We start from the raw sequence: 25,331 nt of genomic DNA, 5'->3' as shown, positions 1-25,331 counted from the left end.
TGTTATTTGGGGCGAAATCTGACCTATAATCAGTGTTGGAAACTAAATATTTTTGAGTATTCAGTTAAAAAATTGTAAACTCATTGTTGCCCGAACCCATTCGCTCGGGTAATAACACGGAGTGTTACCTCCTCCCCTTATTTAGATAATAAAAATACCTACGAATTAGGAAGATATATGTCAACAAGACGAATCACCGTCATACCTGGAGATGGTATTGGACCAAGTATTATCGAAAGCGCCATCGCAATAATGGACAAAGCAGGTTGTGGTTTCGAGTATGATTATGCCAATGCGGGCCTCGCCGCATTAGAAAGTGATGGCAGCCTATTACCCGAAAAATCATTACAACTGATTGAACAAAATGGTATTGCCCTAAAAGGCCCATTAACCACGCCAGTCGGAACCGGCTTCACTTCAATTAATGTCTCTATGCGTAAGCACTTCGACCTATATGCGAATATTCGCCCAGTACGTTCATTTGTTGGGACTAAAGCACGTTACGAAAACATAGATATTATTACCGTACGTGAAAATACCGAAGGGATGTACTCAGGCCTGGGTCAAAAACGTAGCGAAGATGGCAACAGCGCCGAAGCCATGAGTATAGTGACTCGCGAAGGTGCCGAGCGCATCGTAAAATTTGCTTATGAACTAGCTCGCCGAGAAGGCCGTAAGAAAGTAACCACCATCCATAAAGCCAACATCATGAAATCCACCTCAGGCTTATTTCTAGAGGTTGCTCGAGAAATTTCTCGGCAGTATCCGGATATCGAATCGGAAGAGATGATTGTTGATGCCGCTTGTATGAACTTAGTGATGTACCCAGAGCGCTTCGACGTGATGGTCACAACCAATCTATTTGGCGATATCCTTTCAGACCTTTGTGCAGGTTTGGTTGGCGGCCTGGGCATGGCTCCAGGCGCAAATATCGGTGAACAAGCCGCAATTTTTGAAGCCGTTCACGGTAGCGCCCCAGATATTGCTGACCAAGACATTGCCAACCCCACCTCGGTTATTTTAGCGAGTATTCAGATGCTCGAATACTTGGGTATGGAAACGCAGGCCACGGCCATTTTAAGCGCAGTAAAAGATGTGATTGCCAGCGGCGATAGAACCACTCGAGACTTGGGTGGTATTGCAGGCACGAAGGAATTCACTCAAGCTATCTTAGAGCGCCTATAAGCGACACAGAGCACCGATGAAAGGCAGCATAGACTGCCTTTATACCGCAATTAGATAGCTTATATTTACATTTCTGACGAGTCCCAATTCAGCTCAAATAATTCGAGCAAATACCGTGATCTCTTCTCTATCATGATATAACTGCTTAGCCCTCACCTCAGACTCAAATCCTAATTCGGCTAAACCTTCACGTAACATATTCAGATCTTGATTTACTTCAGCAAAACGTTGCTTCATTGGCAATTTTAAATTAAACATTGCATAACGGCACCAACCATTAGCGAGCCATTTCAACATCAACCTAGCCACCTTGGCTGGTCTCTCAACCATATCGCAGACTAACCAACTAGTATTGTTGCGTTCCGGCTGAAACTTAAAACCATCTTCACGAAAGTGCTGTACCTGACCCGTCTCCATCAAAGACTGCGCCATTGGCCCATTATCAACGGCTGCGACGAACATATTTCGTCTCACCAATTGATAGGTCCATCCACCGGGGCAGGCGCCTAAATCAACCGCATGCTGACCATTTTCTAAATATTGTTCTCGTTCTTGATCATTCAGCAAAACCATAAACGCTTCATCTAACTTCAAGGTCGAACGACTGGGTGCTTGGTTGGGAAACTTGAGTCGTAAGATACCATTCGCTTGCGGATTACCGTTACGGGTATCTGAATAACCCAACCAACAATGGGTTCCACTCGTAAAGAACAATTGCATCGCAGGCAACTTTAAGTTCTGCGTTTTACTTAACCACTGGTGTTTTATCAGCGCATGCTCTAAGGGACGTGTAAATTTCTTACAAAATGCGGATAAAGATTTTCCTTCATTGGTATCAGGATATTCCAAACGCAAGCTGCCACAAAGTGGTAACTTCTGATCAATCGCCAATATCGATGCAACCCGATTACGCTCATCTAATTCCAGTTCCAGTAAAGCCAAAAACCAGTGACGTGCAAAAATCAAATTTCGAAAATCAATCGCTTGGTAGAGGCTTATGGTGTGCTCATTTTGATAACAGCTAAACTCAACAAAACCAGACTCTGCAGCAGCCTTGGCATAACCAAAATATTCCAATTGTTCCGCATGAAACTGGATTTCTGCTGCACAATCACTCTCGAAACCAGTGCGACAATATAAAATGATACTATTTGTCATAACTCATATTCTTACTAGACCAAACCAAAGATAACCAACCAATAATCAATATCAGTCCACCTAGAGGCGTAATTGGCCCAAATACCTTAGAACCGAAAAAAGCTAAACAGTATAAGCTACCCGCGAACAACCAACCACCGACAACCCACAACAGAGCCGTTAATCGATGGCGCTGAACCACAGCCAATGCAGCCGCGAGGTGAACTAATTGATAAAACACGCCAGTATTTATCCATTGCAGCTGCTCTGCGCCCAAAAAACGACTAAAACCATGGGCGGCTCCTGCACCCATAATCACGCAAAAAGCACCAGACACAGCGACCAAGGCCCTAAATGGCCAAGTGAATTGCTTCATGACTAACCTTTCTTAAATTTCCACCAAGCCTTCATTAACGAATTCTTGCTGCTCATGTTCCACTAACGAAATCATCCACTCACGAAAAGCAACTAATTTCCCTTGTTCTGCCTGACTAGGCTTACACACCATATAGTAGGCATTCTTACTCAACAAAACTTGTTCAAAAGGACATACTAAACGCCCAGCTTCTATTTCAGGCTTTGCCAACACACTATGCCCCAAGGCCACGCCTTGACCGTATACCGCAGCTTGCAACACCATAGTTGAGTGAGAAAATATCGGCCCATGATTCACATTCATTTGTCTTAGGCCGACTAACTTAAACCAGGCTTTCCAATCGTGACGAGCGGTATCATGTAACAAGGTATGAAATTGTAAGTCCTCTGGTTTAGTGAGCGCCTTATCTCCCACTAATAAACTTGGTGAACACACTGGCACTAAATACTCAGTATGCAACTTATCGGCTCGCAAGCCTGCCCAATTGCCTCGACCATAATAAATCGCCACATCAACGTCTTCACTCAAGGACCCCTCATAAAGATCAACAGCCTTGATCCGTACATCAATGTCTGGATGCATCTCACTAAATTGAGATAGACGCGGTACCAACCACTGGATCGCGAAACTCGGCTGGAGGCTGACTGTGATCGTCCCTTTGGCACCTCGCGCCAACAAGCGATCTGTCGCTTCAGTAAGCGAAATAAAAATATCTTTAATATCTAAGAAGTAACCTTGTCCTTCTTCTGTTAATAATAAGGCTCTATTTTTACGACGAAACAATTTGAGGCCGAGAAATTCTTCCAAAGCTTTAATTTGGTGACTCACAGCGGCTTGAGTCACAAATAGTTCTTCAGCTGCACGAGTAAAGCTTAGGTGCCTTGCGGCGGCCTCAAATGCTTTTAAAGCATTTAAAGGCGGCAAACGACGCGCCATATTTACACCCCATTAACGGATAAGTTTTTCTAATCTTTCTGCATTATAAATTATCTGTTGTTGTACGGCTAGTTGCAGACTACTATGCACACGCAATCAAGTGAAGGGGCCTGACATAGCGCCATAATACAGGGTGTTACGTCAGGCCCCTTTAAGTAAATACCGGATTTGTAGTTACTTTGATTGCTATGTTGTGTTTGCATTTGTCAGCCTTTTGCTGACTCCCTGTTTCTAATTTTGACCCTGTCTGTCAAAAAGAATTTTTAGCCACTGCTATTGCAGTGGCTTTTTTTATGCCCTAAATATGACTCAACAAAGTAAAGCGCGAACAACAAACAAACGAAATAAGCATTAAAAAAAATAATCTTAGAGCTGGGTCACGGAAAATAAGAAGGACTTAAACAAGCCAATTAAAATAACCCATTATGTTGATAATGATAAGTACACATGCTCAGCTTGTCACTGCAACATACCATCAAGACATGCCCCAGCCAATCAACATGATTATATTCAAATCAAACGCAAAACGGTGTGTTGTGTTTGCTTATAACGATGCAGCCAACCATCTGTTTAGTTTCGAGTCGCCCTTCCGAGAGACGTAATCTATTACCAATGCTTTTTACTAACCCTGCTCTGCGGGAAATTTTTCTCCATAGGGAAGAGGAAGCACCCCCACATATTATCCAGTGTCGTCGTGACCATGCTAATACAAGTCACGATAGCGATATCAAAGCCTTAGAGGATGAATTGAAAAACGTGTCAGCCGACTTTAATCAGTGTTGGAAACAACATGATGTTCATGCACTATGTGATGGTACTCGAAAGCTCAAGATAAACGGCGAGACAGCCACGTTTGAACACACTTCTCTGATAAACCGCCATTTTCGCTTGGTGGTTGATGCGAAAAGTGAATAAGCTGAAACAGAGTTCCACTAATTATCGCTAGGCAATTCGCAGAGGCTACCAAGCCGACGATTGAAGAGTAAGAATCACCATAAAAAATGCCAGTCAGTATTACTGACTGGCATTTCATTGATTTATAAAGACCTGGTTAACTGTTTATAACTTAGTCTACTCCCACTCAATCGTCGCAGGCGGTTTACCCGAAATGTCATAGACCACACGAGAAATACCATCGACTTCATTGATAATTCGGTTGCTCACATGACCAAGGAAGTCATAGGGTAAATGAGCCCAATGTGCTGTCATAAAATCGATAGTCTCAACAGCACGCAGCGATACAACCCAATCGTACTTACGTCCATCGCCCATCACACCGACTGAACGCACAGGTAAGAATACCGTGAAAGCCTGGCTTACCTTATTGTATAAATCATGTTTATGCAATTCTTCGATGAAAATAGCATCGGCACGGCGCAATAGATCACAGTACTCTTTCTTCACCTCACCGAGTACCCGTACCCCTAAACCAGGCCCAGGAAATGGGTGGCGGTATAACATGTCGTAGGGTAAGCCTAGCTCCAGACCAATTTTGCGCACTTCGTCTTTAAATAGCTCTTTCAAAGGTTCAACCAAGCCCATTTCCATATCATCGGGTAAGCCACCGACGTTATGGTGAGATTTAATCACATGTGCCTTACCGGTTTTAGCACCCGCAGACTCGATCACATCCGGGTAAATCGTACCTTGGGCAAGCCACTTGGCATTTTTTAGTTTCTTCGACTCTTCATCAAAAACATCAATAAAAACATGGCCGATAATTTTGCGCTTCTTCTCTGGGTCACTTTCACCCGCCATCGCATCTAAGAAACGATCTTGTGCCTGCACATGAATAATGTTCAAACCAAAGTGATTGCCAAACATGTCCATTACTTGTTGGCCTTCGTGCAAACGCAATAAACCGTTATCCACGAACACACAAGTAAGTTTATCGCCAATGGCTCGCTGAATAAGCATGGCAACAACCGAGGAATCAACGCCACCACTTAGCGCAAGAATAACTTCATCATCACCCACTTGCTGCTTAATTTTTGCGACCGCATTTTCAATGATCGATTCAGAAGTCCACAAAGCATCACAGCCACAGATATCTTTCACAAAATGTTCTAACATCCGTAAACCTTGGCGAGTGTGAGTCACCTCAGGGTGAAACTGAACGCCATAAAATTGCTTGTCTTGATTCATCATCGCGGCAAATTCACAGCTCGGTGTTTTCGCAATCGTGGTGAATCCTGCAGGAATAGCCGAAACTTTATCGCCATGGCTCATCCAAACATCTAACAAGGCATTACCATTATCGGCAACCGTGTCTTCAATCGCTTTAAATAAAGGTGATGGGCTAATAACCTCAACCTGAGCATAACCAAACTCCCGCTCACCTTCACCTTGAATCACCTTCCCGCCAAGCTGCTCAGACATTGTTTGCATGCCATAACAAATCCCTAATACAGGAACGCCAGCGCTAAACACATACTCGGGGGCTCGAGGCGAATCATGTTCTGTGACACTCTCTGGCCCACCCGCTAAGATGATACCGTTAGGTGCAAATTCTCTAATGTCGGCTTCTTCTACATCCCAGCCCCAAAGTTCACAGTAAACCCCTATTTCACGAATACGGCGGGCGATCAATTGGGTATATTGCGATCCAAAATCTAAAATTAGAATACGATGTTCGTGGATATCTCTGCTCATAATCACTTACTTCATTAGGCTGATAAAACTAAGCACCTACAGGTGCTTAGAGAGTAGTTATGCTATAAAAATCTACCCCATACGGTAGTTTGGTGCTTCTTTAGTAATGGTCACATCATGGACATGACTTTCGCCCATTCCGGCACTGGTCACCCGAACAAATTCGGCTTTGGTATTCAGTTCGGTGATAGTGGCGCAGCCAGTCAGCCCCATACAAGAGCGCAAACCACCCATTTGCTGGTGAATAATCGCTTTCACTGGACCTTTGTAAGCCACCCGACCTTCAATCCCTTCGGGCACCAATTTATCTGCCGCATTATCGGTTTGGAAATAACGGTCTGATGAACCCTGAGACATTGCACCTAAAGAGCCCATACCGCGGTAAGATTTAAACGAACGCCCCTGATAAAGTTCAATTTCTCCAGGCGCTTCTTCGGTGCCAGCAAACATACTACCCACCATCACACAAGATGCACCGGCGACCAGGGCTTTCGCAATATCACCAGAGAAACGAATACCACCATCGGCGATCACCGGAATATCACGACCTTTAAGCGCTTCCACCGCATCAGCTACCGCGGTAATTTGTGGGACACCCACACCAGTAACAATACGTGTTGTACAAATTGAACCTGGGCCAATCCCCACCTTTACTGCACTAACACCAGCATCCGCGAGGGCTATCGCACCAGCGGCAGTGGCAACGTTACCACCAACAATCTGTAAGTCAGGGTATTTATCATGAGTGGCCTTAATGCGATCAAGCACTCCTTGCGAATGCCCGTGAGATGAATCGATCAATAAGACATCGACCCCTGCTTCTACCAGCGCATCAACCCGCTCTTCGTTGCCAGCACCAGCGCCAACAGCAGCACCAACACGCAAGCGGCCAAAGCTGTCTTTACAAGCGTTCGGCTTACGCTCTGCTTTTTTAAAATCTTTTACGGTGATTAAACCTGTGAGTTTAAAGGCATCGTCAACCACCAACATTTTCTCAATACGGTGTTCGTGCATTAGCTTTTCAACCACTTCACGGGAAGTATCGGTAGTGGTTACCAAACGTTCTTTCGGGGTCATCACCTGCGAAACTGTTTTAGAAAAATCGGTTTCGAAACGTAAATCACGTCCTGTGACAATACCAACTAAGTCATTAGCTTCTGTCACCACGGGGAAGCCAGCAAAACCGTGAGTTTGGCGTAACTTCGCAATCTGCCCCAAAGTTAAGTCTGGCGTCACCGTAATCGGCTCAAGCACAATCCCAGCTTCGAATTTTTTCACGCGACGCACTTCATTGGCTTGTTGTTCGATACTCATATTTTTATGAATGAAGCCAATGCCACCTTCCTGAGCTAAAGCGATCGCAAAACTCGCCTCAGTAACAGTATCCATGGCCGCAGAAACCATCGGAATATTTAAATTGATATCTTTAGTTAGACGAGTGGCCAAACTGGCAGTGTTAGGGAGTACTTCAGAGTGTGCAGGAAGTAGTAGTACATCATCGAAGGTTAAGGCTTCTTTGGAAATTCTCAGCATAGCAACATTCGCCTAAATCAGTTAATAAACGGGAAAATATTGCGGACGGATTATAGGTATAAAGCTAGTCAAGGTAAATTGAAAAATGTTATTTTCTTACATTATTTTCAATTTACCCACGAGAGCGCTGATGCAAGCGAATCAAATCACCCAAAATGTCTTCAGCGTAAGTCAATTAAACCAGGAAGTTAGACGTTTACTAGAGCGTTGTTTGGGGACAGTTTGGTTGGAAGGTGAAATATCTAACTTTTCAGCGCCATTTTCAGGGCATTGGTACTTCAACCTGAAGGACTCACGGTCGCAGGTCCGTTGTGCCATGTTTAAAAATACCAATCGCAAAGTACTTTTTAAGCCCGAGTCTGGAATGCAGGTGCTAGTGAAAGCCAACATCACCATGTATGAGCCTCGAGGGGATTACCAGTTAATCATTGAAGCCATTCATCCCGCCGGGGATGGCGCCATCCAGCAAGCATTTGAGCAATTAAAGTATAAGCTCGCCGCCCAAGGCTTATTTGCCGAAGCAGCTAAACAAGCACTACCGGAGTATCCGTCAACGGTTGGAGTGGTAAGTTCCGCATCAGGGGCCGCCTTACAGGACATTTTGTCGGTACTGGCTCGACGAGCACCAGCCATCAAAGTCATCGTCTACCCAGCAGCAGTGCAAGGCGAACAAGCAGCCATTCAAATTTGCGCCATGATCGAACGAGCGAATCAACGTCAGGAAGTTGATTTGTTGATTGTTGGCCGTGGGGGTGGTTCTAAAGAAGATTTATCCGCCTTCAATGATGAACGGTTAGCCAATTGCATATTTAACTCTAACCTGCCCATCATTTCGGCGGTTGGCCACGAGATTGATCATAGTATCAGCGATCTAGTTGCCGATGTACGAGCGGCAACCCCTTCTGCTGCAGCGGAAATCGTCAGCCAACAGGCTAGCCACATCGAGCAAAGATTAAGCTATCTCAACCAACAGCTAAACAACCGCTATTCTCAGCTGCTGAAACAACAGCAATGGCAACTGACAAATTTACAACAGCGCATTTATGCACAATCCCCTGAGCACGTATTGCAACAACAACAACAACGGTTTGACCATCTATCACTACGCTTGGAGCGCGCGATGTCTAGCAGCTTAGCGCAGGCTAACTACCGATATAACAGAGTCAGTCGAGCCATTATCGAAAGCCAACTTCCTGCACAACTCACACAGCAAGCAAATCAATTCGATAACTTATTAAAAAATATGTCACAAATAATCACGCAGCAACAAGCCCGTTATCAACAACAACTCATCGCCAAAACTCGACAATTAGATGCCCTAAGCCCACTGCGGGTTTTAGAACGAGGTTTTACAATGGTAAGTCATAAACAACAACTCGTGCATCATGCCGCCGAATTACAAGTTGGAGACGAAGTCACGCTGCAATTTGTCGATGGACAACGAAAAGCAAACATCAGTTCTTAAACACAGCTAACCTCTTGTAGCAAATCATGTTCGTGGAGCGAGCTTACAACGCAACCAGAGATATTTCGCCAAGCAAACCCACTCAATAAAGAGTAAAATGCTTTAGCGAATCCTTTTTTTCAGCGCTTGTGACACTTGATGCTACAGGGTCTACTTTGTTTTAGAGAGGTACACTTTATATGAACAATTTACCCCACAAGTCACAAACCAATGAAAAAATAATCATTACAAATCAACAAACTCTAATCTTATCGACAATCTTTCGTACGCTTCACAACTTATGAGTGAAGCGTTAAATTTGATGTGTTTTTTTGTAAAACTATCTTAAAATTAAAGGGGCTAAACTAGACGCCGAAATTTTTGCTATAAATAAACTCAGCATCTAAACCCAAGAAGACGCAAAGTGTATGCCAATCGCATATAATCAATTAATTGTAATACAAGTAAATTAGCAGTAAAAATATGAAATCTCTGGATAGCACCAAGGAACTCGAGCTAACCTTCGTCGATAATCGGGAACAGTTAATCGGCATGATCTACCGAGCAGCGGCAGAACCCGAATATTGGCCAGACCTGCTTGAACAGCTGTATATGATGCCTGAGATTCAACGAACTCAAGTTGAAACTGAGCACGACAACTCATCAGCCAAATTAAGCCAAATGCTAAACGCCGTCTCTCCAACCCTATTGATGGAACAAACCCATCATTCAGAACGCAATCAGTTGCTACTAGAGCACTTCAACCAAGCGTTAAACATCGCCAAGCGCATCTATAAGCTGGAAGAAAAAAATCATTCATTAAATTCGCTGTTAGACCACATTCCTGTGGGTGTGATCTTAGTCAATGCCCAAAACGAAATATTATTAACCAATGAACTCGCCGAAGAGACTCTTCAGTTAAAGCAGGGGCTTTATCAACAAGGCAGAACCTTAACCACACAGCAAAGCAAATCAACAGCGTTACTGAAACAATATGTCACAGAGTTATCAAATTTGGGGCCAGGAGAGTCAAGTAGTCGCGGGCTACCGATCCAAATCGATAATCAAAGTACAGCTCAAACGATGGTGATCTTAAGTCCTGTCGATCATTTACAAAACCCTGCCTTGGAGCGCAATGCCAGTGTGGTGGTATTTATCTCGCCCTCACGGCCGGATATTGAGCTAGATTTACGCGCTTTTGCCGAAGGCTATAGCTTAAGTCCAAAAGAAGCACGGATTGTAAACTACATTGCCCAAGGAATGTCTCCATCCGATATTGCCGACAAAATTTACGTCAGCTATAACACCGTTCGAACTCAGCTAAAATCGGTTTTTAAAAAAACAGGGGTCAGTAGTCAAAGCGAGTTAGCCAGCTTGGTACTTACTGGACCTTGGGGAATGTTATCGCAAAATAGTAGAGCTTTACTCCCGTTAGACGAGCATAACTCTAGTAATCAAACCTTGTTTTTTACCCTGCCAGATCAACGCCGCTTATGTTATCAAGAATTTGGTAGCGACAAAGGGACACCGGTAATTTACTGCCATAGCATTCTAGGCAGTCGCTTAGAGAACTTCTTCGATGAACAAGACTTAGCAAAGCAGCTCGGGCTGCGTTTAATCACCATCGATCGACCTGGTTTTGGCGGCTCCGACTACCATCCAAATTATAGTTTTGTGCAATGGTCTGAAGATCTCTGTGCCTTGCTCGAATACCTAAATATTGATCAAGTTGAGTTACTTGGCTATGCCACCGGAGGAGTATACGCAGCCTGTTGCGCCGCCAAAATACCGAGTAAAATTAGCCATCTCACCATGGTGAGTTCTGGTGATGCACTAGTTTTAGATAGTGACTATCAAGCCACCGCCAAGCTATACCGAATGCATATGAAATTGGCGCGTGACTTTCCCAGCATGCACCGACTATTTACCAATATCTTAGAAAAAGGTTTACACAAAGATCCGAATAAGCTGTTTAAAGTATTAGCCAAAGATTTGGACGGAGCCGATGTCGAGTTATTTAATAGCCCGCAGTTTCGAGACAAATTTACGCGTTACCTCAAAGAAGCCAAAATACAGGGTGGCAGCGCATTTTCTGATGAAGTACAACGAGTCATGAAAGACTGGGGCTTTAATATTGCCGATATTCAAATTCCGACAAGCTTATGGCATGGCGAAGTTGATCGGCATATTCCTTTAGTTCTCGCCGAACGATTCGCAACATCGGTACCAAATGCTCAACTAAAAGTCATCCCTAAACAAGGGCATTTTATGATCTACCAACAATGGTCAAATATTTTACATAGCATCGCCAAACGCACCTCATAGCAAACATAGCGGGTATTTAACGATATAAAAAAGGCGGTAAAAACCGCCTTTCGTTTATTCACAGCGTTCAAAGCGCTGAATCATCGCCTTTTTGGACTTTAGTTCATTACAGTGCTTACAGAAATAATCCACCGCACCGCAAGCTTTCAGTATTTCCAATTCTGCATCACATTTATCGCAATGGACCCGTTGTAAATATCGGTGATGGCAAGCAACACATAACCAATGTTCATGTTCAGGGATTAACTCACCGTCACATTCAGGACAAGCGATTTCATGACTCATGACTCACTCCAGCTATTTTTTATATTTACTCACGCTTTGCATTTTTTTACGGCGACGCTCTTGTGCCAAAGTCAATTTTGACTTTTTATCAGAAAATGGATTTTCGCCTTCCTTAAATTCTACACGGATCGGCGTTCCCATAATCTCTAGCGCCTTACGATAATAATTCATTAAGTAACGTTTATAAGAATCAGGTAAGGAGTTCACTTGATTACCATGGACCACAATTCTTGGTGGGTTATATCCACCCGCATGCGCATAACGCAACTTAACTCGACGACCGCGAACCAATGGAGGTTGGTGATCATCTTGTGCCATCTGCATGATACGAGTCAGTAAAGAAGTTGAAACACGTTTGGTGGCGCTGCTATAAGCCTCTTGTACCGATTCATATAGGTGGCCGACGCCTGTTCCATGCAATGCAGAAATGAAGTGCACTCGAGCAAAGTCAATAAACCCTAATCGGCGATCTAATTCACTCTTAATTCGCTCCTTATGGTCGTTATCTAATCCATCCCATTTATTGACCGCTAAAACCAGCGCGCGCCCCGCATTAAGCACAAAACCTAGCAGACTTAAATCTTGATCAGAAATCCCCGATTGTGCGTCAATGACCAACATCACTACATTGGCATCTTCAATGGCTTTCAAGGTTTTAATCACCGAAAATTTTTCAACCGTCTCGGTCACCTTGCCACGCTTACGCACGCCAGCAGTATCGATCAAAATATAATCTTGGTCTTCACGTTGCATCGGGATATAGATGCTATCACGCGTAGTGCCCGGCATATCGTAAACGACGACCCGCTCTTCACCTAAAATTCGGTTGGTCAGTGTTGACTTACCGACGTTAGGTCGGCCGACAATCGCTAATTTAATAGGCATATCAGCAAACTGCTGAGCTAACTGATCGAGCTCAGTTTCACTCAATTCATTGTCTAAATCGAGTTCGGTATCTTCACCTTCTAGCGCTTGTTGCGCATGTTGTTCGGTCACAAAAGGACGCAAGGCTTCTTCCAGCAAGATATTAACCCCACGACCATGTGCCGCGGCAATATGATGCACGTCGCCCAAGGCTAAAGCATAAAATTCACCACAAGCCGTATCTGCATCGATACCGTCAGTTTTGTTGGCGACCAAAAATACTTTTTTATCTTGTCTACGCAAATGGTGAGCAATCGCTTCATCGGCGATTGTCATTCCAGCCCGAGCATCCACTAAAAACAGTACCGCATCAGCTTCTTCGATGGCCTGCAACGATTGCTGCGCCATCATCGCATCGATACCTTCTTCATCCCCATCAATACCACCAGTATCGATCACGATGAACTCTTGCTCAGCCACTTTTGCTTGGCCGTATTTACGGTCACGAGTCAACCCTGGGAAATCGGCAACCAGTGCATCCCTACTGCGTGTAAGGCGATTAAATAATGTAGATTTGCCGACGTTAGGACGTCCCACTAAGGCAACAACAGGAAGCATAAGGGCCTCTTTTTTAGAATAGATGAGATGACAAAGGCTCATGATGATTTCACCATGAGCCTTTTATACACAATTATAACAATTTAACTGCGATTTAGCGCAATTAGCTTACCATTTCGTGTTTGAACAATAATTTTATCGGAGGTTACCACAGGTGCGACGTATAAGCCGCTACTATCTAACAACTGCTTACTCATAAATTCACCAGTCTCACGATTTAACCAGTATAAATAACCTTCACTATCACCCACTAAGACTTGATCACCGTCTATCGCTGGTGCGGTAACAATACGGTACGCTAAACCCGATTGTGCCCAGTTTTCAACACCATTATTACGTTCTAAACTATAGACCGTATCGCTAGCATCCGTAACAAACAAGCTTAAACCAGCGGAGGCAATATTTTGATAAGCGGAGTAACTGCGTTTCCAGTGCTCTTCGCCACTACGTAAGTTCACCGAAACTAAATTACCGTTATAGGCCACAGCATAGAGCTGCGAATCAATCAATATCGGCTTACTACCAACATCAACAATGCGGTCGATTTCAGTGGAACCTTTTGGTTGAGCCAACTTCGTGTCAAAGATCAACTGCCCGTTTTCCAGTAAATATAAACCAACTTTACCATCACTCCGGCCAAGGATAATCGCACCACTGGAGATCAGCGGTGGGGCTTTACTACGCAATGACAAAGCGGGTTGATCTATCTTGGTGTCCCATTTTTGCTCACCGCTGTGTGCATCCAATGCAATCAAATGACCATTACTGGTCATCACCACCACAATACTATCCTCAACGGCTGGCTTCGCTAATACTTCACCAGCAACTTTAACTTGCCAAACTATCTCACCAGTCTGGGCATCTAAAGCCACCACGTCGGCGTTCTCGGTCCCCAGATAAATCCGCTGATAAGCGGCCGTTAAGCCTCCCGAAATACGGGCGTTAGGAGTATTACCAGAAAATTGATTATTACTTTCCAGCTTAGATAAGTCGATTTTCCATAGGGACTTGCCATTAAGATCAAAGGCATGCACTTCACCGTAGCGTGCAGCTGCAAAAACAGAGTCGTAGGCGACCACTGGCGATAAAGCAGAATAATACTCTGCAACACCACTACCGACTCGAACTTCCCATTGCTTTGTTACCTTAAACTGATTACTAAACTCAGGCACTGGTGACATTTGCACCACATCTTCTTCAGAATTAAACAAAGAACATGCAGACAACCCAAGTAACAACAAGGCCAAGCTAGCACCGCGCCATGCTTTAGCCATTCGCAGCCTCGGCTTGTGTTAAATCATTCAATTTCAAGTTGACACTAGGATCTTGTTCACTGGCACCAGCCGCAACTGCAGCTTGATAAGCTTGACGCGCCAATTCAGGTTCACCTTTCTGTAAATAGATATCCCCTTTAATTAACTCAACCGTTGCGCTTAAGGCTGGCTCATTAATTAAGGCGAGACTTGCAAGGGCATCATCGAAAGACTGTTGCTGAGCTTGCACCCGCGCCAACCGAGCATAAATCATCCCTTTTAACTCTTCTGGAGCTCCCGCTAAAGCCAATTTAAGCTGCTCTTCGGCCTGCGCAAAATCTTCTTTTGCGACCAACTCTTTGGCTAATAATAACGACGCAAACACCGCGTAGTTATTTCCTTTTTCATCGGCTACGTAACTCACTAATGAGCTAAGCTCATCGGAATTACTCGCCACTTGAGTAACAACTTGTTGATAAGCATCAGAGGCTGCGTCTTGTTGCGCGACTTGATAATCACCGTAGTAGCGCCAACCAAATACGGCAGCTAAGCCTAGAACGGAGCCACCAATGACTGATGTACCATTTTTCTTCCACCAGTCTTTGATGGCTTGAACTTGCTGTTCCTCAGTGGAGTATATTTCCACGGTATCTCCTTAACTATGCTAATACTGTGTTAAGCAAGGCTACCAGCTCGTCTTGAGCGATGCACTGCTGTTGAATATCTTGACGTAAATATTTCACGGTAACCTGATGATTAGCCAACTCATCATCACCGATGATCAGCGCCACTCTCGCCCCGGATTTATCTGCACGCTTAAACTGTTTCTTAAAGTTACCACCACCGCAGTGACTCATGACTCGCACTGAGGGTAACGCATCTCTTAATTGTTCAGCTAATGAAAATGCCGCACCAAGCGTTGCTTCTCCAGCATTGATCACATAAACATCAGCACTCGATGGTAAATCACCTAATAGATCTAAGGTTTCGAGCATCAATACCAATCGTTCTATGCCCATAGCAAAACCCACCGCGGGCGTCGGTTTACCACCTAATTGTTCAACCAGACCGTCGTAACGGCCCCCTGCACAAACAGTTCCTTGTGAACCAAGGCTATCAGTGACCCATTCAAATACGGTGCGATTATAATAATCTAAGCCACGGACCAAACGTGGATTCAATTGATAAGCAATACCTGCATTATCGAGCAAGGCACAAAGCTGTTGAAAATGAGCTTGGCTTTCAGGATCCAAATACTCAGCCAAACTTGGGGCATTGACTAAGGCCGCTTGTACCTGTGGATTTTTACTGTCCAATACCCTGAGCGGGTTATCGTACATACGCCGTTTTGCGTCTTCATCAAGCACTTCTTTATGCGCTTCCAAATAAGCAATTAAAGCATCGCGATAATTAGCACGAGCTTCATTTGAGCCCAAACTATTCAGCTGCAAACTAACATGCTTTTCTAGACCAAAAGCCTTCCAAAAACGAGCCGAAAGTAAAATAACTTCAGCATCGATATCCGCCGAAGCCATGCCAAAGGCTTCAACACCCGCTTGATGGAACTGACGATAACGACCTTTTTGTGGGCGTTCATGGCGGAACATTGGCCCCATATACCACAGCCGCTGTTCTTGGTTATATAATAAACCCGCTTGATTGCCGGCTCTGACGCAACAGGCTGTGCCTTCTGGGCGCAGTGTTAAACTATCACCATTGCGATCGTCAAAAGTATACATTTCCTTTTCAACGATATCGGTCACTTCACCGATGGAACGTTTGAACAGTTCAGTACTTTCAACAACTGGCATTCTAATTTCGTTATAACCATAAGCAGCCACCACCTCACGAATCACCGACTCTACTTTTTGCCAGGCGGGTGTGTCGCTAGGCAAGCAGTCATTCATGCCTCGTATTGCTTGTATTTGTTTAGCCACATTAATCTCGAATAAAACAGGTAATCACTACTAAAAGCCCTCGATTATAGGGGCTTTCGCTCAATAGGTAAATTTGTTTGCCGTTTAGCGACCGCTGATATCTTTGACGGGGATCCGAGCCCGAATTTTTGCTTCGAGCGCATCCACCAAATTATCATTGTCAAAACGCTCTTTTTGGCGAGTCCCATCTTGATAGAAGCCACTTTTTTTATGACCACCTGTAATACCAAGATCAGAAATAAGGGCTTCGCCGGGCCCATTCACCACACAGCCAATAATTGATACATCCATCGGCGTAACCACATCTTCTAAGCGTTGCTCTAATGCATTGACCGTAGCAATCACATCAAATTCTTGACGAGAACAACTAGGACAGGCAATAAAGTTAATACCACGAGAGCGGATCCGCAGCGATTTAAGAATATCAAAACCAACTTTAATCTCTTCAACTGGATCGGCAGCCAACGAGACCCGTAGCGTATCGCCAATCCCTTGCGCCAACAACATACCTAAGCCCACGGCCGACTTCACAGAGCCACTGCGCATACCACCAGCTTCGGTGATCCCTAAATGCAAAGGCTGATCAATGCGAGACGCTAAGCCTTGATAAGCGCCAACCGCAAGAAACACATCGGAGGCTTTGACACTCACCTTAAATTGATCGAAATTTAATCGGTCGAGAATATCCACATGGCGCATCGCCGATTCAACCAATGCTTCTGGTGTTGGCTCACCATATTTCTCTTGAATATCTTTTTCTAAGGAGCCGCCGTTCACACCGATCCGGATCGGAATTTTACGATCTTTAGCTACATCGACAACCGCCCGTATACGCTGCTCGTTACCAATGTTACCGGGGTTAATTCGTAAACAATCAACCCCATACTCAGCGACTTTAAGGGCAATTCTATAATCAAAATGAATATCGGCAACCAGTGGGACCGATACTCGCTGTTTAATCAACTTAAACGCTTCTGCAGCCTCCATAGTTGGTACCGAAACACGCACGATATCGGCACCTACCGCTGCAATACGATTAATTTGAGCAACCGTTGCATCAACATCAGTGGTGCGGGTATTAGTCATCGACTGAACCGAAATCGGGGCATCGCCACCGACCGGAACATTGCCCACCATAATCTGCGTTGATTTACGACGTTTTATTGGACTTGGCTGGTTCATAATACTCGAAGGTCTTTATTAATTATTGAGGGATATTCATACGCACGACTTTACCGCGCTTAAATGAAGAAAGGTCTATTTTGTCTTGTCCATAGTGAATGTTCACACCAGCAGCCGTCCCCAAAACAATACTGTAAGGTGCAACACCGCTAAGTTTCAAGCTATCACCCGGTTTCTTAATCGCAGCAACTAAACGTTTATCGTTTGCGTCCCGAACTTCCACCCAGCATTCATTTTCAAAATTCATGACTAAAGTCTTCAGCGGGGGGACTGGCACTGCCGGCACTTGCGCCTCTGAGCTAGGCTTAGCCGCTACCACCACATCCTCTTTTTCCGCGAGCTGATTGGTCTCGCTAAGTTTAGGGCTTGGTTCCGAGACTAACGTGTCTTGCTTAACAACCGTCACTGACGCATCAGCCCCTGACGGCTCACCGCTCTCTTCGGCTTGCGATTCCGATGGTGCTGGGATCTCTGATGTTCGCTCAGCATCAACGCTACTTGGCTCGATAGCGACATGATTTGATTCAGCTGGCTCAACGACGCTGGCACTTTCAGAACTCAATGAGCCAAACACCGGATCGAGTTGCTTTTCTTGTAGCCACCAAATGACCAACAGTGCAACAATCCCTAACGCCACTAAGTAGGTGAACTTCATTAATCGGCTATCATGGGTTTCCTGCTTAATTCGCTTAGAAAAACTTTGCATTTCGGTGCGTTGTTCTTGCGCAGCGTTTAAATGCTGATAGCTAGATAAGACAAGATCTTCAGATAAATTAACCAGCCGGGCATAGCCGCGTAAATAGCCTTTGATAAACGTTGTGGATAGACCGCTGTCAAAGCTATCCGCTTCAATATCAATCACCACTTGAATCCGTAATTTTAAACGATCCGCCACCTGTTGTTGGCTTAATTCGGCCACAACCCGCGCTTCCTGTAACATTTGGCCTGGGCTAAGCACTTCAATATCCTCGCTAAGCTCGGTAGGCTCTAATTCTGCTTTAGTAGTCATTAGCTATATATCGTTTTGTCTGTTCTGATTTCGGAAATTGTTGTTGCAAGGTAAGGCCCCAACGCGCTTCTTCGGCAAAGTTATCTGCGGCATTTTCGAGACGAACCCAAGCAAATGCACTTTCGGCAGTGGTTTCAGCCATACTATCATACCGTTGCAAATATATTCGCGCCTGCTCTGGTTTATTTTTTTGTAAGTAAATCTCAACCGTCCCTAATAAGGACGCTGGGCGACGAATATTATAGGCTAAGGCATTCGAGAAATACGCTAAGGCATCATCGATATGCCCCGCACTTAATGCGCACAAACCGGCATTTTCATTGGTGCCAGCCACTTGCACATACTCAGGATTTGCGAGTGCTTTTTTAAACAGTTTATCCGCTTCCACGTAGTCTTGCTGCTTACATAGCATCACACCGTAATTATTTAATACGTCTCCATTATTTGGGGCAATTGAGCGCGCTTTTTTATAGGCACTGATGGCCCGCTCCGGTTGGCGAACCTGCTGATAGAAGTGGGCTTGAGCCACATATACATCAACCGAATTAGGCGCGAGCTGTTGAGCTAACTCTAAATTTCTCTTAGCCTGTTCGGCATCACCCGCCTGCAAGTAACGTAACGCTAAACTAATACGAGTTTTAGCCGCGGCTTCTTTATCTAGCTGTCGATTGTCATTGTTAACTTCTTGGCCATTTACCCGTGTTTCAGTAACACAAGCAGTCACCGAAAACATTAGTATTAGCAAAAACAGCCAGCGTTTCATATTCATCCTTCGATAAGCTTAGTTATTGAATTGTGACTGAAATTTCTTGCTGTTGCATCCGTTTTCTCATGCTTCTTTTGGTTCTGTCGACAACATCACCCGCCAATTGCCCACAGGCAGCATCGATATCATCGCCGCGAGTCTTTCGCACGACCACGGTAGAGCCATATTCCATCAAGACTTTGCTAAACCGATCGACACGACTATTGCTCGGTTTAGTAAACGGTGAGCCCGGATAAGGGTTAAAAGGAATTAAATTAATTTTACAGGGTGTGTCGCGCAATAAGGCCGCTAATTCATGCGCTTGTTCCATTGAGTCATTCACTTGATTCAATAAAACATACTCCACTGTAACCTTGCCACGGTTGGCATTTGACTTACCGATATAGCGCTTAACACTCGCCAGAAATGCTTCAATATTATACTTATCATTGATCGGCATAATTTCACTGCGGAGCTTATCGTTAGGGGCATGCAAGGAAATGGCTAACGCAACATCAAGCTGATCACCTAGCTTATCTAAGGCAGGTACCACGCCAGAAGTACTCACTGTAACCCGACGTTTACTTAGGCCATAGCCGTTATCATCTAGCATTAATTCCAGCGCGGGAACTAGATTGGATAAATTTAACAATGGTTCGCCCATGCCCATCATCACTACATTAGTAATTGGCCGTTTCCCTTCAACACCTTTGTGTCCGATCACTTGCGCTGCTCGCCACACTTGACCAATAATATCAGAGACTTTTAAATTACGATTGAAACCTTGCTGTCCAGTGGAGCAAAAAGTACATTCTAAAGCACAACCCACTTGCGAAGATACACACAGCGTTGCTCTATCACCCTCAGGAATATAGACCGTTTCAATTTCTTGCCCCGCCACCAACATCGCCCATTTAATAGTGCCATCAGCGCTACGCTGTTCGGTACTAATTTCCGGCGCTTTTATCTCAGCAACTTTGTTTAGTTTTTCACGCAAAGTTTTATTGATATTGTTCATTTGGTCGAAGTTATCTACACCAAAGTGATAGATCCACTTCATTACTTGATCGGCACGAAATGGTTTTTCCCCTAATTCAGCGAAAAAACGACGCAGCCCTTCTCGGTTAAAATCAAGTAAATTTGTTTTTGTCTCACTCATCGCCTAACTCCACGACAGACCATTAAAAAAGCGCCGAATTGTACAAATAATGACAGCACATTACCAGCGAATATCGCTAATCCTTAAGCTTGGGGCATATTGATAAAACGCCCTGTAACATTCCATTAAAAAAGAGGCCTTAGCCTCTTTCGTTTTATCTTGGACAAATTTCGTTATCATCAAAGAAATAGGCGATTTCTCTTGCCGCCGATTCAGGTGAGTCGGAACCATGAGTTCCGTTTGGTGGCATGCCTGTCCCAAAATCGTGACGTAAAGTGCCCGCGGCAGCCTCAGCGGGATTGGTCGCACCCAATAACTCACGGTAGCCCTGCACTGCATTCTCTCCTTCTAGTACTTGTACCATGATGGGTCCGGATGTCATAAAATCAATGAGTGGTTGATAAAAAGGCCGTCCCTCATGTTCGGCATAAAAACCAGCCGCTTGCTGTTCAGTCAAATGCAACATTTTTGCAGCAACTAAACGCAAGCCTGCAGCTTCCATCCGCGCATAAACTGCACCAATCGCATTCTTCGCCACCACATCGGGTTTAAGTATAGAAAAAGTCCGTTCTAAGGCCATTTATCAGCTCCATTGCAAAATTTATTAATAGCACCTCTAGAGGCTGTTTATCTTTCGTCATCAACTTTCGCTTATTCATGTAGCGTTAGCTCATCATTAATGTCGATAGTTACAGTTCTTCGAGTCAATCTCATTTAAATGAAACGTCATCGCAACAAATCGCTTCGAAAGCTAAACAACTCCAATGATAATAAGTTAGCTCTACTCAGTTAACAAGCGTGCAATAGTACGGATCCCATGGCCTTTAGCACCAGTCGCCCACAAACTATTAGCCGATTTCTGATAACAACCAGATAGATCAAAGTGTAGCCAATTCTGATCTGCATTCTTTACGAAATAGGCGAGAAAAGCTGCCGCAGTTGAAGCCCCAGCCATCCCTTCACCAGAAGAAACATTCGCGATATCAGCAAAAGATGAGCTTATTTGTTGCTTATGAAAATCTTCAAGTGGCAATGCCCAGGCCATTTCAGCTTCTGCCTTCGCCGCAACTAAGGCTTGCTCAACCAAGCTTTTATCAAAACCAAATACCGCATTATAATCACGCCCTAAGGCCATTTTAGCAGCACCAGTAAGGGTTGCGGCATCGATGATCTTACCAGGCTTCACTTCACTTGCAGCAATTAAACCATCCGCGAGAACTAAACGTCCCTCGGCATCAGTGTTTAAGACTTCAACACTCACACCATTTTTATAATTAATCACATCGCCTAATTTATAAGCTTTACTGGACACTAAGTTTTCAGCACAGCACAAAAATAGTTTGACTCGTTTATTCAAGCCCTGAGCAATAGCCAGCCCTAGGCCACCAGTTACGGTGGCAGCGCCTCCCATATCGCTCTTCATTACCGACATGCCATCGGAAGGCTTAATGCTGTAACCACCGGAATCGAAGGTGATACCTTTCCCCACCAAAGCAACCGCGACCGGTTCATCGTCATCGCCACTTGGATTGTAATCAAGCTGCAACATTGCCGGAGCCTGACAACTGCCCTTGCCTACAGTGTAAGTTCCAACCCAACCTTGCTCCAGCAAGTCTTCACCGGTAATGATCCGGTAGCTAATATGCTTCGGTGCCAACTCAGTTAAAAATGCAATCGCAGAATCACACAAACTTTGTGGATAAATATCAGCGGGGCCAAGGTTAATCACTGCACGCGTCCAATCAGCTGCTGCTTTTAAAGCTTCAAACTGATGTTGCGCTTGCTCACTTAGCACCGCGACACCTAATTGACTGTCCTGCTTAGCATTATAATAACCTTGATAGAATGCCCAGCATGCTTCCAGATCCCACGAGTCACCAATCAGTGACAAGTGTTTTAAACCTTGGGCATCTAAGCGACGCGCGGCTTTTTGAATATCTTGAAGCCTTGTCGAGCCTTCTGAAACGACATGAACGATAACTTGATCTGCAGTGAAACTAATTAATGCTTTATTGCCCCATTGAGCAGGAGCGGCTTTCGCGCATAATACAACGTCCAACACGGTGGTCATCTATACTTCCTCATTTATTTATCTGACAACAAGCCATTGCGGTGATACAAATAGCAAACTAGACAAGACAATGATCAAATCATAGCTTCCGGAACATCGGGAGTAACAAAGCAGAAATTGAAGTAATTGCTGGTTCTAATTACAAAATTTATAAGGTCGTTATTATCGATTTTAACCCGCAAACAGATCAGAGATTGACCTCAAATAGGTATTAATCTAGCTCTTCCATCCAAGCTAAAATGATCGCTTCCAATATACGCTCGTTGCTATGTTGAGGCTCATCAGCAAAATCTTCTAGCTGACAAACCCACTGATGTAAATCGGTGAACCTCACTTGTTTCGGATCTTGCTCGGGAAAGCGTTCGGCTAGCGCTATCGCAATATCTTGCGTATCTATCCATCGTAATCCCATAAGCGACTCCTTAGTGTTGTTCAGATACCATATTAATGGTGTATTTAGGGATTTCAACCACAAGGTCTTCATCGGCCACAACGGCCTGACAACCGAGTCGAGATTCTGGCTCAAGACCCCATGCCTTATCCAGCATGTCATCTTCTAACTCGTCACTTTCGTCGAGAGAATCAAAACCTTCACGCACAATTACATGACAGGTAGTACAGGCGCAGGATTTCTCACAAGCATGCTCAATATCAATACCATCACGCAGCGCAACGTCTAATACCGTTTCACCTGACTTGGCTTCTACAACCGCCCCTTCTGGACACAAGTCCGGATTGGGCAAGAAAATTACTTTAGGCATACTAAATCCTGTCTACTTGCTGGCCAGTTAAGGCCTGTTTAATCGAATCATTCATACGTCTTGCAGCAAAATCTTGGCTAATACTGTCAAGCTGTTTAATTGCCTGTTCTATATTTGCAACATCTTCTTTTTGGGCCACGACTTGTAAGTGCTGCATCGCTACTTGTATTTGTTGTCGTTCATCATCATTCAACAAGCGCTCGCCGCTTTCGCTTAAAGCGGCACTCATGTCTTCAATAAAACGAGCCGCTTCCACCTGTTGTTCTCGTAGCATACGCATCGATAAGTCATGTTTGGCATGACTCACAGAGTCTTTGAGCATTTTAACGACTTGTTCGTCTTCCAAGCCATAAGATGGTTTCACCTCCACCGAAGATTGAACCCCGGTCGATTTCTCCATCGCTGTAACGGATAACAGGCCATCGGCATCCACTTGAAAAGTCACCCGAATGTGTGCCGCACCAGCGGCTAAAGGCGGGATCCCTTTTAAGTTAAATTTAGCTAATGAACGGCAATCATCAACCAGTTCACGCTCGCCCTGCACAACATGTACTGCCATCGCAGTTTGGCCATCTTTAAAGGTAGTAAACTCCTGCGCTCGGGCAACCGGAATGGTGGTATTACGCGGAATAACTTTCTCCACTAAGCCCCCCATCGTTTCTATCCCTAAAGATAAAGGCGTTACGTCCAATAACAATAACTCGTCATCTTTTTTATTGCCCACCAAAGTGTCCGCCTGAATCGCAGCACCAATGGCAACGACTTGATCGGGATCGATATTGGTCAGGGGTGTTCTACCAAAGAAATTAGCCACCTCACCCCGTACTTTAGGGACTCGAGTGGAACCACCAACCATCACCACATTGCTGACCTCCTCAAGCTCAACCTCGGCGTCACGTAAGGCACGGCGACAGGCGCGAATGGTGCGTTTCACCAGCTCACTAATTAGATCATCAAATTGCTCACGGCGCAGTATTCCCTGCCAGTTGAGCCCTTCAATCTGCAAACAAACTTCTGCTTCCGACTGATCACTTAAAGTTATTTTTAGTTGATTGGCAATCCGTGATAATTCACGTTGCAGCTGCGCCGATCTAAGCTGAGTAATCCCAGCTTGGCTAGCGATCCATTCGACTAAGGCATCATCAAAATCATCCCCGCCAAGCGCTGAATCGCCTCCAGTCGCCAAGACCTGAAATACCCCTTGCGATAAACGTAAGATAGAAATATCAAAAGTACCGCCACCTAAATCATAGATCGCAATAATGCCTTCATCACCGCTATCCAAACCATAAGCAATTGCGGCGGCGGTGGGTTCATTCAATAAGCGCAGAACATGTAAACCGGCAAGCTGTGCAGCGTCTTTTGTGCCCTGACGCTGGGCATCATCAAAATAGGCTGGAACCGTAATCACCACCCCATCGGGTTCGCCTTGCAGCGATTCTCGTGCGCGTTGCGCCAGCGACTTCAAAATTTCCGCGGAGACTTGCACCGGATCAACCACACCAGCCACCGTTTGTAACTGGGGAGAACTAGACTCGGCAAAGTGATAAGGTAAAGCTTGTTGCTCTACCTCTGCCAAACTTTTACCTAATAAACGCTTAACTGAAGTAATGGTGTTATACGGATCGGTGACGGCTTGAGCTTTTGCCAACTTACCCACCTCAACGCTACTCGTCAGATACCGCACTACCGAAGGTAATAAAATATCGCCGGCATGGTCGGCTAAAGTCAGCGCTTTACCACTGCGAACAGTTGCAACTAATGAGTTTGTGGTACCTAAGTCAATGCCTACGGCTAACTTATGTTGATGAGGAACAGCCGATTGCCCAGGCTCTGCAATTTGTAGTAATGCCATAGTG

General features: G+C 44.8%; 23 protein-coding genes. 4 read left to right on the top strand and 19 right to left on the bottom strand.

The features are described from left to right. Window positions 1-177 precede the first annotated feature (177 nt). Window positions 178-1,185: an isocitrate dehydrogenase gene (locus ACRRS0_RS07215; protein WP_432453872.1), complete on the top strand. Its 1,008-nt coding sequence runs from the start codon at window positions 178-180 to the stop codon at window positions 1,183-1,185. Window positions 1,186-1,278: 93 nt separating this feature from the next. Here ACRRS0_RS07215 and rlmM read toward each other — a convergent pair whose 3' ends face one another. From rlmM to ACRRS0_RS07200, 3 genes are read right to left on the bottom strand one after another with little or no spacing between them, the layout of a single operon-like run. Beyond that, entirely contained in the window at window positions 1,279-2,343 is a 1,065-nt protein-coding gene (rlmM, locus tag ACRRS0_RS07210; protein WP_432453873.1) for a 23S rRNA (cytidine(2498)-2'-O)-methyltransferase RlmM, read from the bottom strand. Next, a complete protein-coding gene (locus ACRRS0_RS07205) occupies window positions 2,333-2,698 on the bottom strand; it encodes a DUF423 domain-containing protein (protein ID WP_432453874.1) in 366 nt (121 codons plus the stop codon). Before ACRRS0_RS07205 ends, rlmM begins: the two co-directional genes overlap by 11 nt. Window positions 2,699-2,710: 12 nt before the next feature. Next, window positions 2,711-3,634, bottom strand: coding sequence for a transcriptional regulator GcvA (locus ACRRS0_RS07200; protein ID WP_432453875.1), 924 nt, complete (start codon window positions 3,632-3,634; stop codon window positions 2,711-2,713). Window positions 3,635-4,186: 552 nt separating this feature from the next. Here ACRRS0_RS07200 and ACRRS0_RS07195 point away from each other — a divergent pair. Further along, complete coding sequence (locus ACRRS0_RS07195) at window positions 4,187-4,549, top strand: MmyB family transcriptional regulator (RefSeq protein ID WP_432453876.1); 363 nt, start codon at window positions 4,187-4,189, stop codon at window positions 4,547-4,549. A 156-nt stretch (window positions 4,550-4,705) separates the two neighbouring features. Here ACRRS0_RS07195 and guaA read toward each other — a convergent pair whose 3' ends face one another. Further along, complete coding sequence (gene guaA / locus ACRRS0_RS07190) at window positions 4,706-6,286, bottom strand: glutamine-hydrolyzing GMP synthase (protein WP_432453877.1); 1,581 nt, start codon at window positions 6,284-6,286, stop codon at window positions 4,706-4,708. Window positions 6,287-6,358: 72 nt separating this feature from the next. Next, complete coding sequence (gene guaB, locus ACRRS0_RS07185; RefSeq protein ID WP_432453878.1) at window positions 6,359-7,819, bottom strand: IMP dehydrogenase; 1,461 nt, start codon at window positions 7,817-7,819, stop codon at window positions 6,359-6,361. A gap of 85 nt (window positions 7,820-7,904) precedes the next feature. Between guaB and xseA the strand changes: the two genes are divergently transcribed. Both xseA and ACRRS0_RS07175 read left to right on the top strand, forming a co-directional pair. Continuing rightward, complete coding sequence (gene xseA, locus ACRRS0_RS07180; RefSeq protein ID WP_432453879.1) at window positions 7,905-9,284, top strand: exodeoxyribonuclease VII large subunit; 1,380 nt, start codon at window positions 7,905-7,907, stop codon at window positions 9,282-9,284. 462 nt (window positions 9,285-9,746) lie between these two features. Beyond that, complete coding sequence (locus tag ACRRS0_RS07175; RefSeq protein WP_432453880.1) at window positions 9,747-11,588, top strand: alpha/beta fold hydrolase; 1,842 nt, start codon at window positions 9,747-9,749, stop codon at window positions 11,586-11,588. A gap of 54 nt (window positions 11,589-11,642) precedes the next feature. Here the strand turns inward: ACRRS0_RS07175 and ACRRS0_RS07170 are convergent, their stop codons facing one another. The 14 genes from ACRRS0_RS07170 to hscA form a co-directional block, all read right to left on the bottom strand. Next, window positions 11,643-11,873, bottom strand: a complete 231-nt coding sequence (locus tag ACRRS0_RS07170) for a zinc ribbon domain-containing protein (RefSeq protein ID WP_432453881.1) — start codon at window positions 11,871-11,873, stop codon at window positions 11,643-11,645. A 12-nt stretch (window positions 11,874-11,885) separates the two neighbouring features. After that, window positions 11,886-13,355, bottom strand: a complete 1,470-nt coding sequence (der, locus tag ACRRS0_RS07165) for a ribosome biogenesis GTPase Der (protein ID WP_432453882.1) — start codon at window positions 13,353-13,355, stop codon at window positions 11,886-11,888. Between the two features lie 83 nt (window positions 13,356-13,438). After that, the gene (bamB, locus tag ACRRS0_RS07160) at window positions 13,439-14,629 is read right to left on the bottom strand and encodes an outer membrane protein assembly factor BamB (RefSeq protein WP_432453883.1); all 1,191 of its coding nucleotides are present in this window, start codon (window positions 14,627-14,629) and stop codon (window positions 13,439-13,441) included. After that, window positions 14,622-15,254 (bottom strand): YfgM family protein, encoded by a 633-nt coding sequence (locus ACRRS0_RS07155; protein WP_432453884.1) that lies wholly within the window; start codon window positions 15,252-15,254, stop codon window positions 14,622-14,624. The genes bamB and ACRRS0_RS07155 overlap by 8 nt, the downstream gene beginning before the upstream one ends. Before the next feature lie 13 nt (window positions 15,255-15,267). After that, window positions 15,268-16,545, bottom strand: a complete 1,278-nt coding sequence (hisS, locus tag ACRRS0_RS07150) for a histidine--tRNA ligase (protein WP_432453885.1) — start codon at window positions 16,543-16,545, stop codon at window positions 15,268-15,270. An 84-nt stretch (window positions 16,546-16,629) separates the two neighbouring features. Continuing rightward, on the bottom strand, window positions 16,630-17,727 hold the full coding sequence (gene ispG, locus ACRRS0_RS07145; protein ID WP_432453886.1) for a flavodoxin-dependent (E)-4-hydroxy-3-methylbut-2-enyl-diphosphate synthase: 1,098 nt from the start codon (window positions 17,725-17,727) through the stop codon (window positions 16,630-16,632). A 22-nt stretch (window positions 17,728-17,749) separates the two neighbouring features. Then, window positions 17,750-18,736: a RodZ domain-containing protein gene (locus ACRRS0_RS07140; protein ID WP_432453887.1), complete on the bottom strand. Its 987-nt coding sequence runs from the start codon at window positions 18,734-18,736 to the stop codon at window positions 17,750-17,752. Then, on the bottom strand, window positions 18,726-19,499 hold the full coding sequence (pilW, locus tag ACRRS0_RS07135; protein WP_432453888.1) for a type IV pilus biogenesis/stability protein PilW: 774 nt from the start codon (window positions 19,497-19,499) through the stop codon (window positions 18,726-18,728). The genes ACRRS0_RS07140 and pilW overlap by 11 nt, the downstream gene beginning before the upstream one ends. 22 nt (window positions 19,500-19,521) lie before the next feature. Next, entirely contained in the window at window positions 19,522-20,640 is a 1,119-nt protein-coding gene (locus tag ACRRS0_RS07130) for a bifunctional tRNA (adenosine(37)-C2)-methyltransferase TrmG/ribosomal RNA large subunit methyltransferase RlmN (RefSeq protein ID WP_432453889.1), read from the bottom strand. A gap of 154 nt (window positions 20,641-20,794) precedes the next feature. Further along, window positions 20,795-21,220 (bottom strand): nucleoside-diphosphate kinase, encoded by a 426-nt coding sequence (gene ndk, locus ACRRS0_RS07125; protein WP_432453890.1) that lies wholly within the window; start codon window positions 21,218-21,220, stop codon window positions 20,795-20,797. Window positions 21,221-21,421: 201 nt separating this feature from the next. Continuing rightward, window positions 21,422-22,711, bottom strand: coding sequence for an aminopeptidase PepB (gene pepB, locus ACRRS0_RS07120; RefSeq protein WP_432453891.1), 1,290 nt, complete (start codon window positions 22,709-22,711; stop codon window positions 21,422-21,424). A gap of 211 nt (window positions 22,712-22,922) precedes the next feature. Next, entirely contained in the window at window positions 22,923-23,123 is a 201-nt protein-coding gene (gene iscX / locus ACRRS0_RS07115; RefSeq protein ID WP_432453892.1) for a Fe-S cluster assembly protein IscX, read from the bottom strand. Window positions 23,124-23,133: 10 nt separating this feature from the next. Further along, window positions 23,134-23,472 (bottom strand): ISC system 2Fe-2S type ferredoxin, encoded by a 339-nt coding sequence (gene fdx / locus ACRRS0_RS07110; protein WP_432453893.1) that lies wholly within the window; start codon window positions 23,470-23,472, stop codon window positions 23,134-23,136. Between the two features lies 1 nt (window position 23,473). Continuing rightward, complete coding sequence (gene hscA, locus ACRRS0_RS07105; RefSeq protein WP_432453894.1) at window positions 23,474-25,327, bottom strand: Fe-S protein assembly chaperone HscA; 1,854 nt, start codon at window positions 25,325-25,327, stop codon at window positions 23,474-23,476. Window positions 25,328-25,331 lie beyond the last annotated feature (4 nt).

This window comes from Agarivorans sp. QJM3NY_29 (assembly GCF_050870835.2).
Taxonomy (GTDB): Bacteria; Pseudomonadota; Gammaproteobacteria; order Enterobacterales; family Celerinatantimonadaceae; genus Agarivorans.
The sequence above is the reverse complement of the archived record's forward strand: the minus strand, read 5'-3'. Positions and strand labels throughout refer to the sequence as shown.

Excerpts from the sequence above, each read along its gene's own strand:
- ACRRS0_RS07175 (WP_432453880.1), top strand. The coding sequence starts at position 9,747 with ATGAAATCTCTGGATAGCACCAAGGAACTCGAGCTAACCTTCGTCGAT.
- ACRRS0_RS07130 (WP_432453889.1), bottom strand. The coding sequence starts at position 20,640 with ATGAGTGAGACAAAAACAAATTTACTTGATTTTAACCGAGAAGGGCTG.
- ACRRS0_RS07195 (WP_432453876.1), top strand. The coding sequence starts at position 4,187 with ATGCAGCCAACCATCTGTTTAGTTTCGAGTCGCCCTTCCGAGAGACGT.
- guaB (WP_432453878.1), bottom strand. The coding sequence starts at position 7,819 with ATGCTGAGAATTTCCAAAGAAGCCTTAACCTTCGATGATGTACTACTA.
- ispG (WP_432453886.1), bottom strand. The coding sequence starts at position 17,727 with ATGAACCAGCCAAGTCCAATAAAACGTCGTAAATCAACGCAGATTATG.
- ACRRS0_RS07215 (WP_432453872.1), top strand. The coding sequence starts at position 178 with ATGTCAACAAGACGAATCACCGTCATACCTGGAGATGGTATTGGACCA.
- xseA (WP_432453879.1), top strand. The coding sequence starts at position 7,905 with ATGTTATTTTCTTACATTATTTTCAATTTACCCACGAGAGCGCTGATG.
- der (WP_432453882.1), bottom strand. The coding sequence starts at position 13,355 with ATGCTTCCTGTTGTTGCCTTAGTGGGACGTCCTAACGTCGGCAAATCT.
- ACRRS0_RS07170 (WP_432453881.1), bottom strand. The coding sequence starts at position 11,873 with ATGAGTCATGAAATCGCTTGTCCTGAATGTGACGGTGAGTTAATCCCT.
- hscA (WP_432453894.1), bottom strand. The coding sequence starts at position 25,327 with ATGGCATTACTACAAATTGCAGAGCCTGGGCAATCGGCTGTTCCTCAT.
- ACRRS0_RS07200 (WP_432453875.1), bottom strand. The coding sequence starts at position 3,634 with ATGGCGCGTCGTTTGCCGCCTTTAAATGCTTTAAAAGCATTTGAGGCC.
- fdx (WP_432453893.1), bottom strand. The coding sequence starts at position 23,472 with ATGCCTAAAGTAATTTTCTTGCCCAATCCGGACTTGTGTCCAGAAGGG.
- iscX (WP_432453892.1), bottom strand. The coding sequence starts at position 23,123 with ATGGGATTACGATGGATAGATACGCAAGATATTGCGATAGCGCTAGCC.
- bamB (WP_432453883.1), bottom strand. The coding sequence starts at position 14,629 with ATGGCTAAAGCATGGCGCGGTGCTAGCTTGGCCTTGTTGTTACTTGGG.
- ACRRS0_RS07140 (WP_432453887.1), bottom strand. The coding sequence starts at position 18,736 with ATGACTACTAAAGCAGAATTAGAGCCTACCGAGCTTAGCGAGGATATT.
- rlmM (WP_432453873.1), bottom strand. The coding sequence starts at position 2,343 with ATGACAAATAGTATCATTTTATATTGTCGCACTGGTTTCGAGAGTGAT.
- pilW (WP_432453888.1), bottom strand. The coding sequence starts at position 19,499 with ATGAAACGCTGGCTGTTTTTGCTAATACTAATGTTTTCGGTGACTGCT.
- ACRRS0_RS07205 (WP_432453874.1), bottom strand. The coding sequence starts at position 2,698 with ATGAAGCAATTCACTTGGCCATTTAGGGCCTTGGTCGCTGTGTCTGGT.
- pepB (WP_432453891.1), bottom strand. The coding sequence starts at position 22,711 with ATGACCACCGTGTTGGACGTTGTATTATGCGCGAAAGCCGCTCCTGCT.
- guaA (WP_432453877.1), bottom strand. The coding sequence starts at position 6,286 with ATGAGCAGAGATATCCACGAACATCGTATTCTAATTTTAGATTTTGGA.
- ndk (WP_432453890.1), bottom strand. The coding sequence starts at position 21,220 with ATGGCCTTAGAACGGACTTTTTCTATACTTAAACCCGATGTGGTGGCG.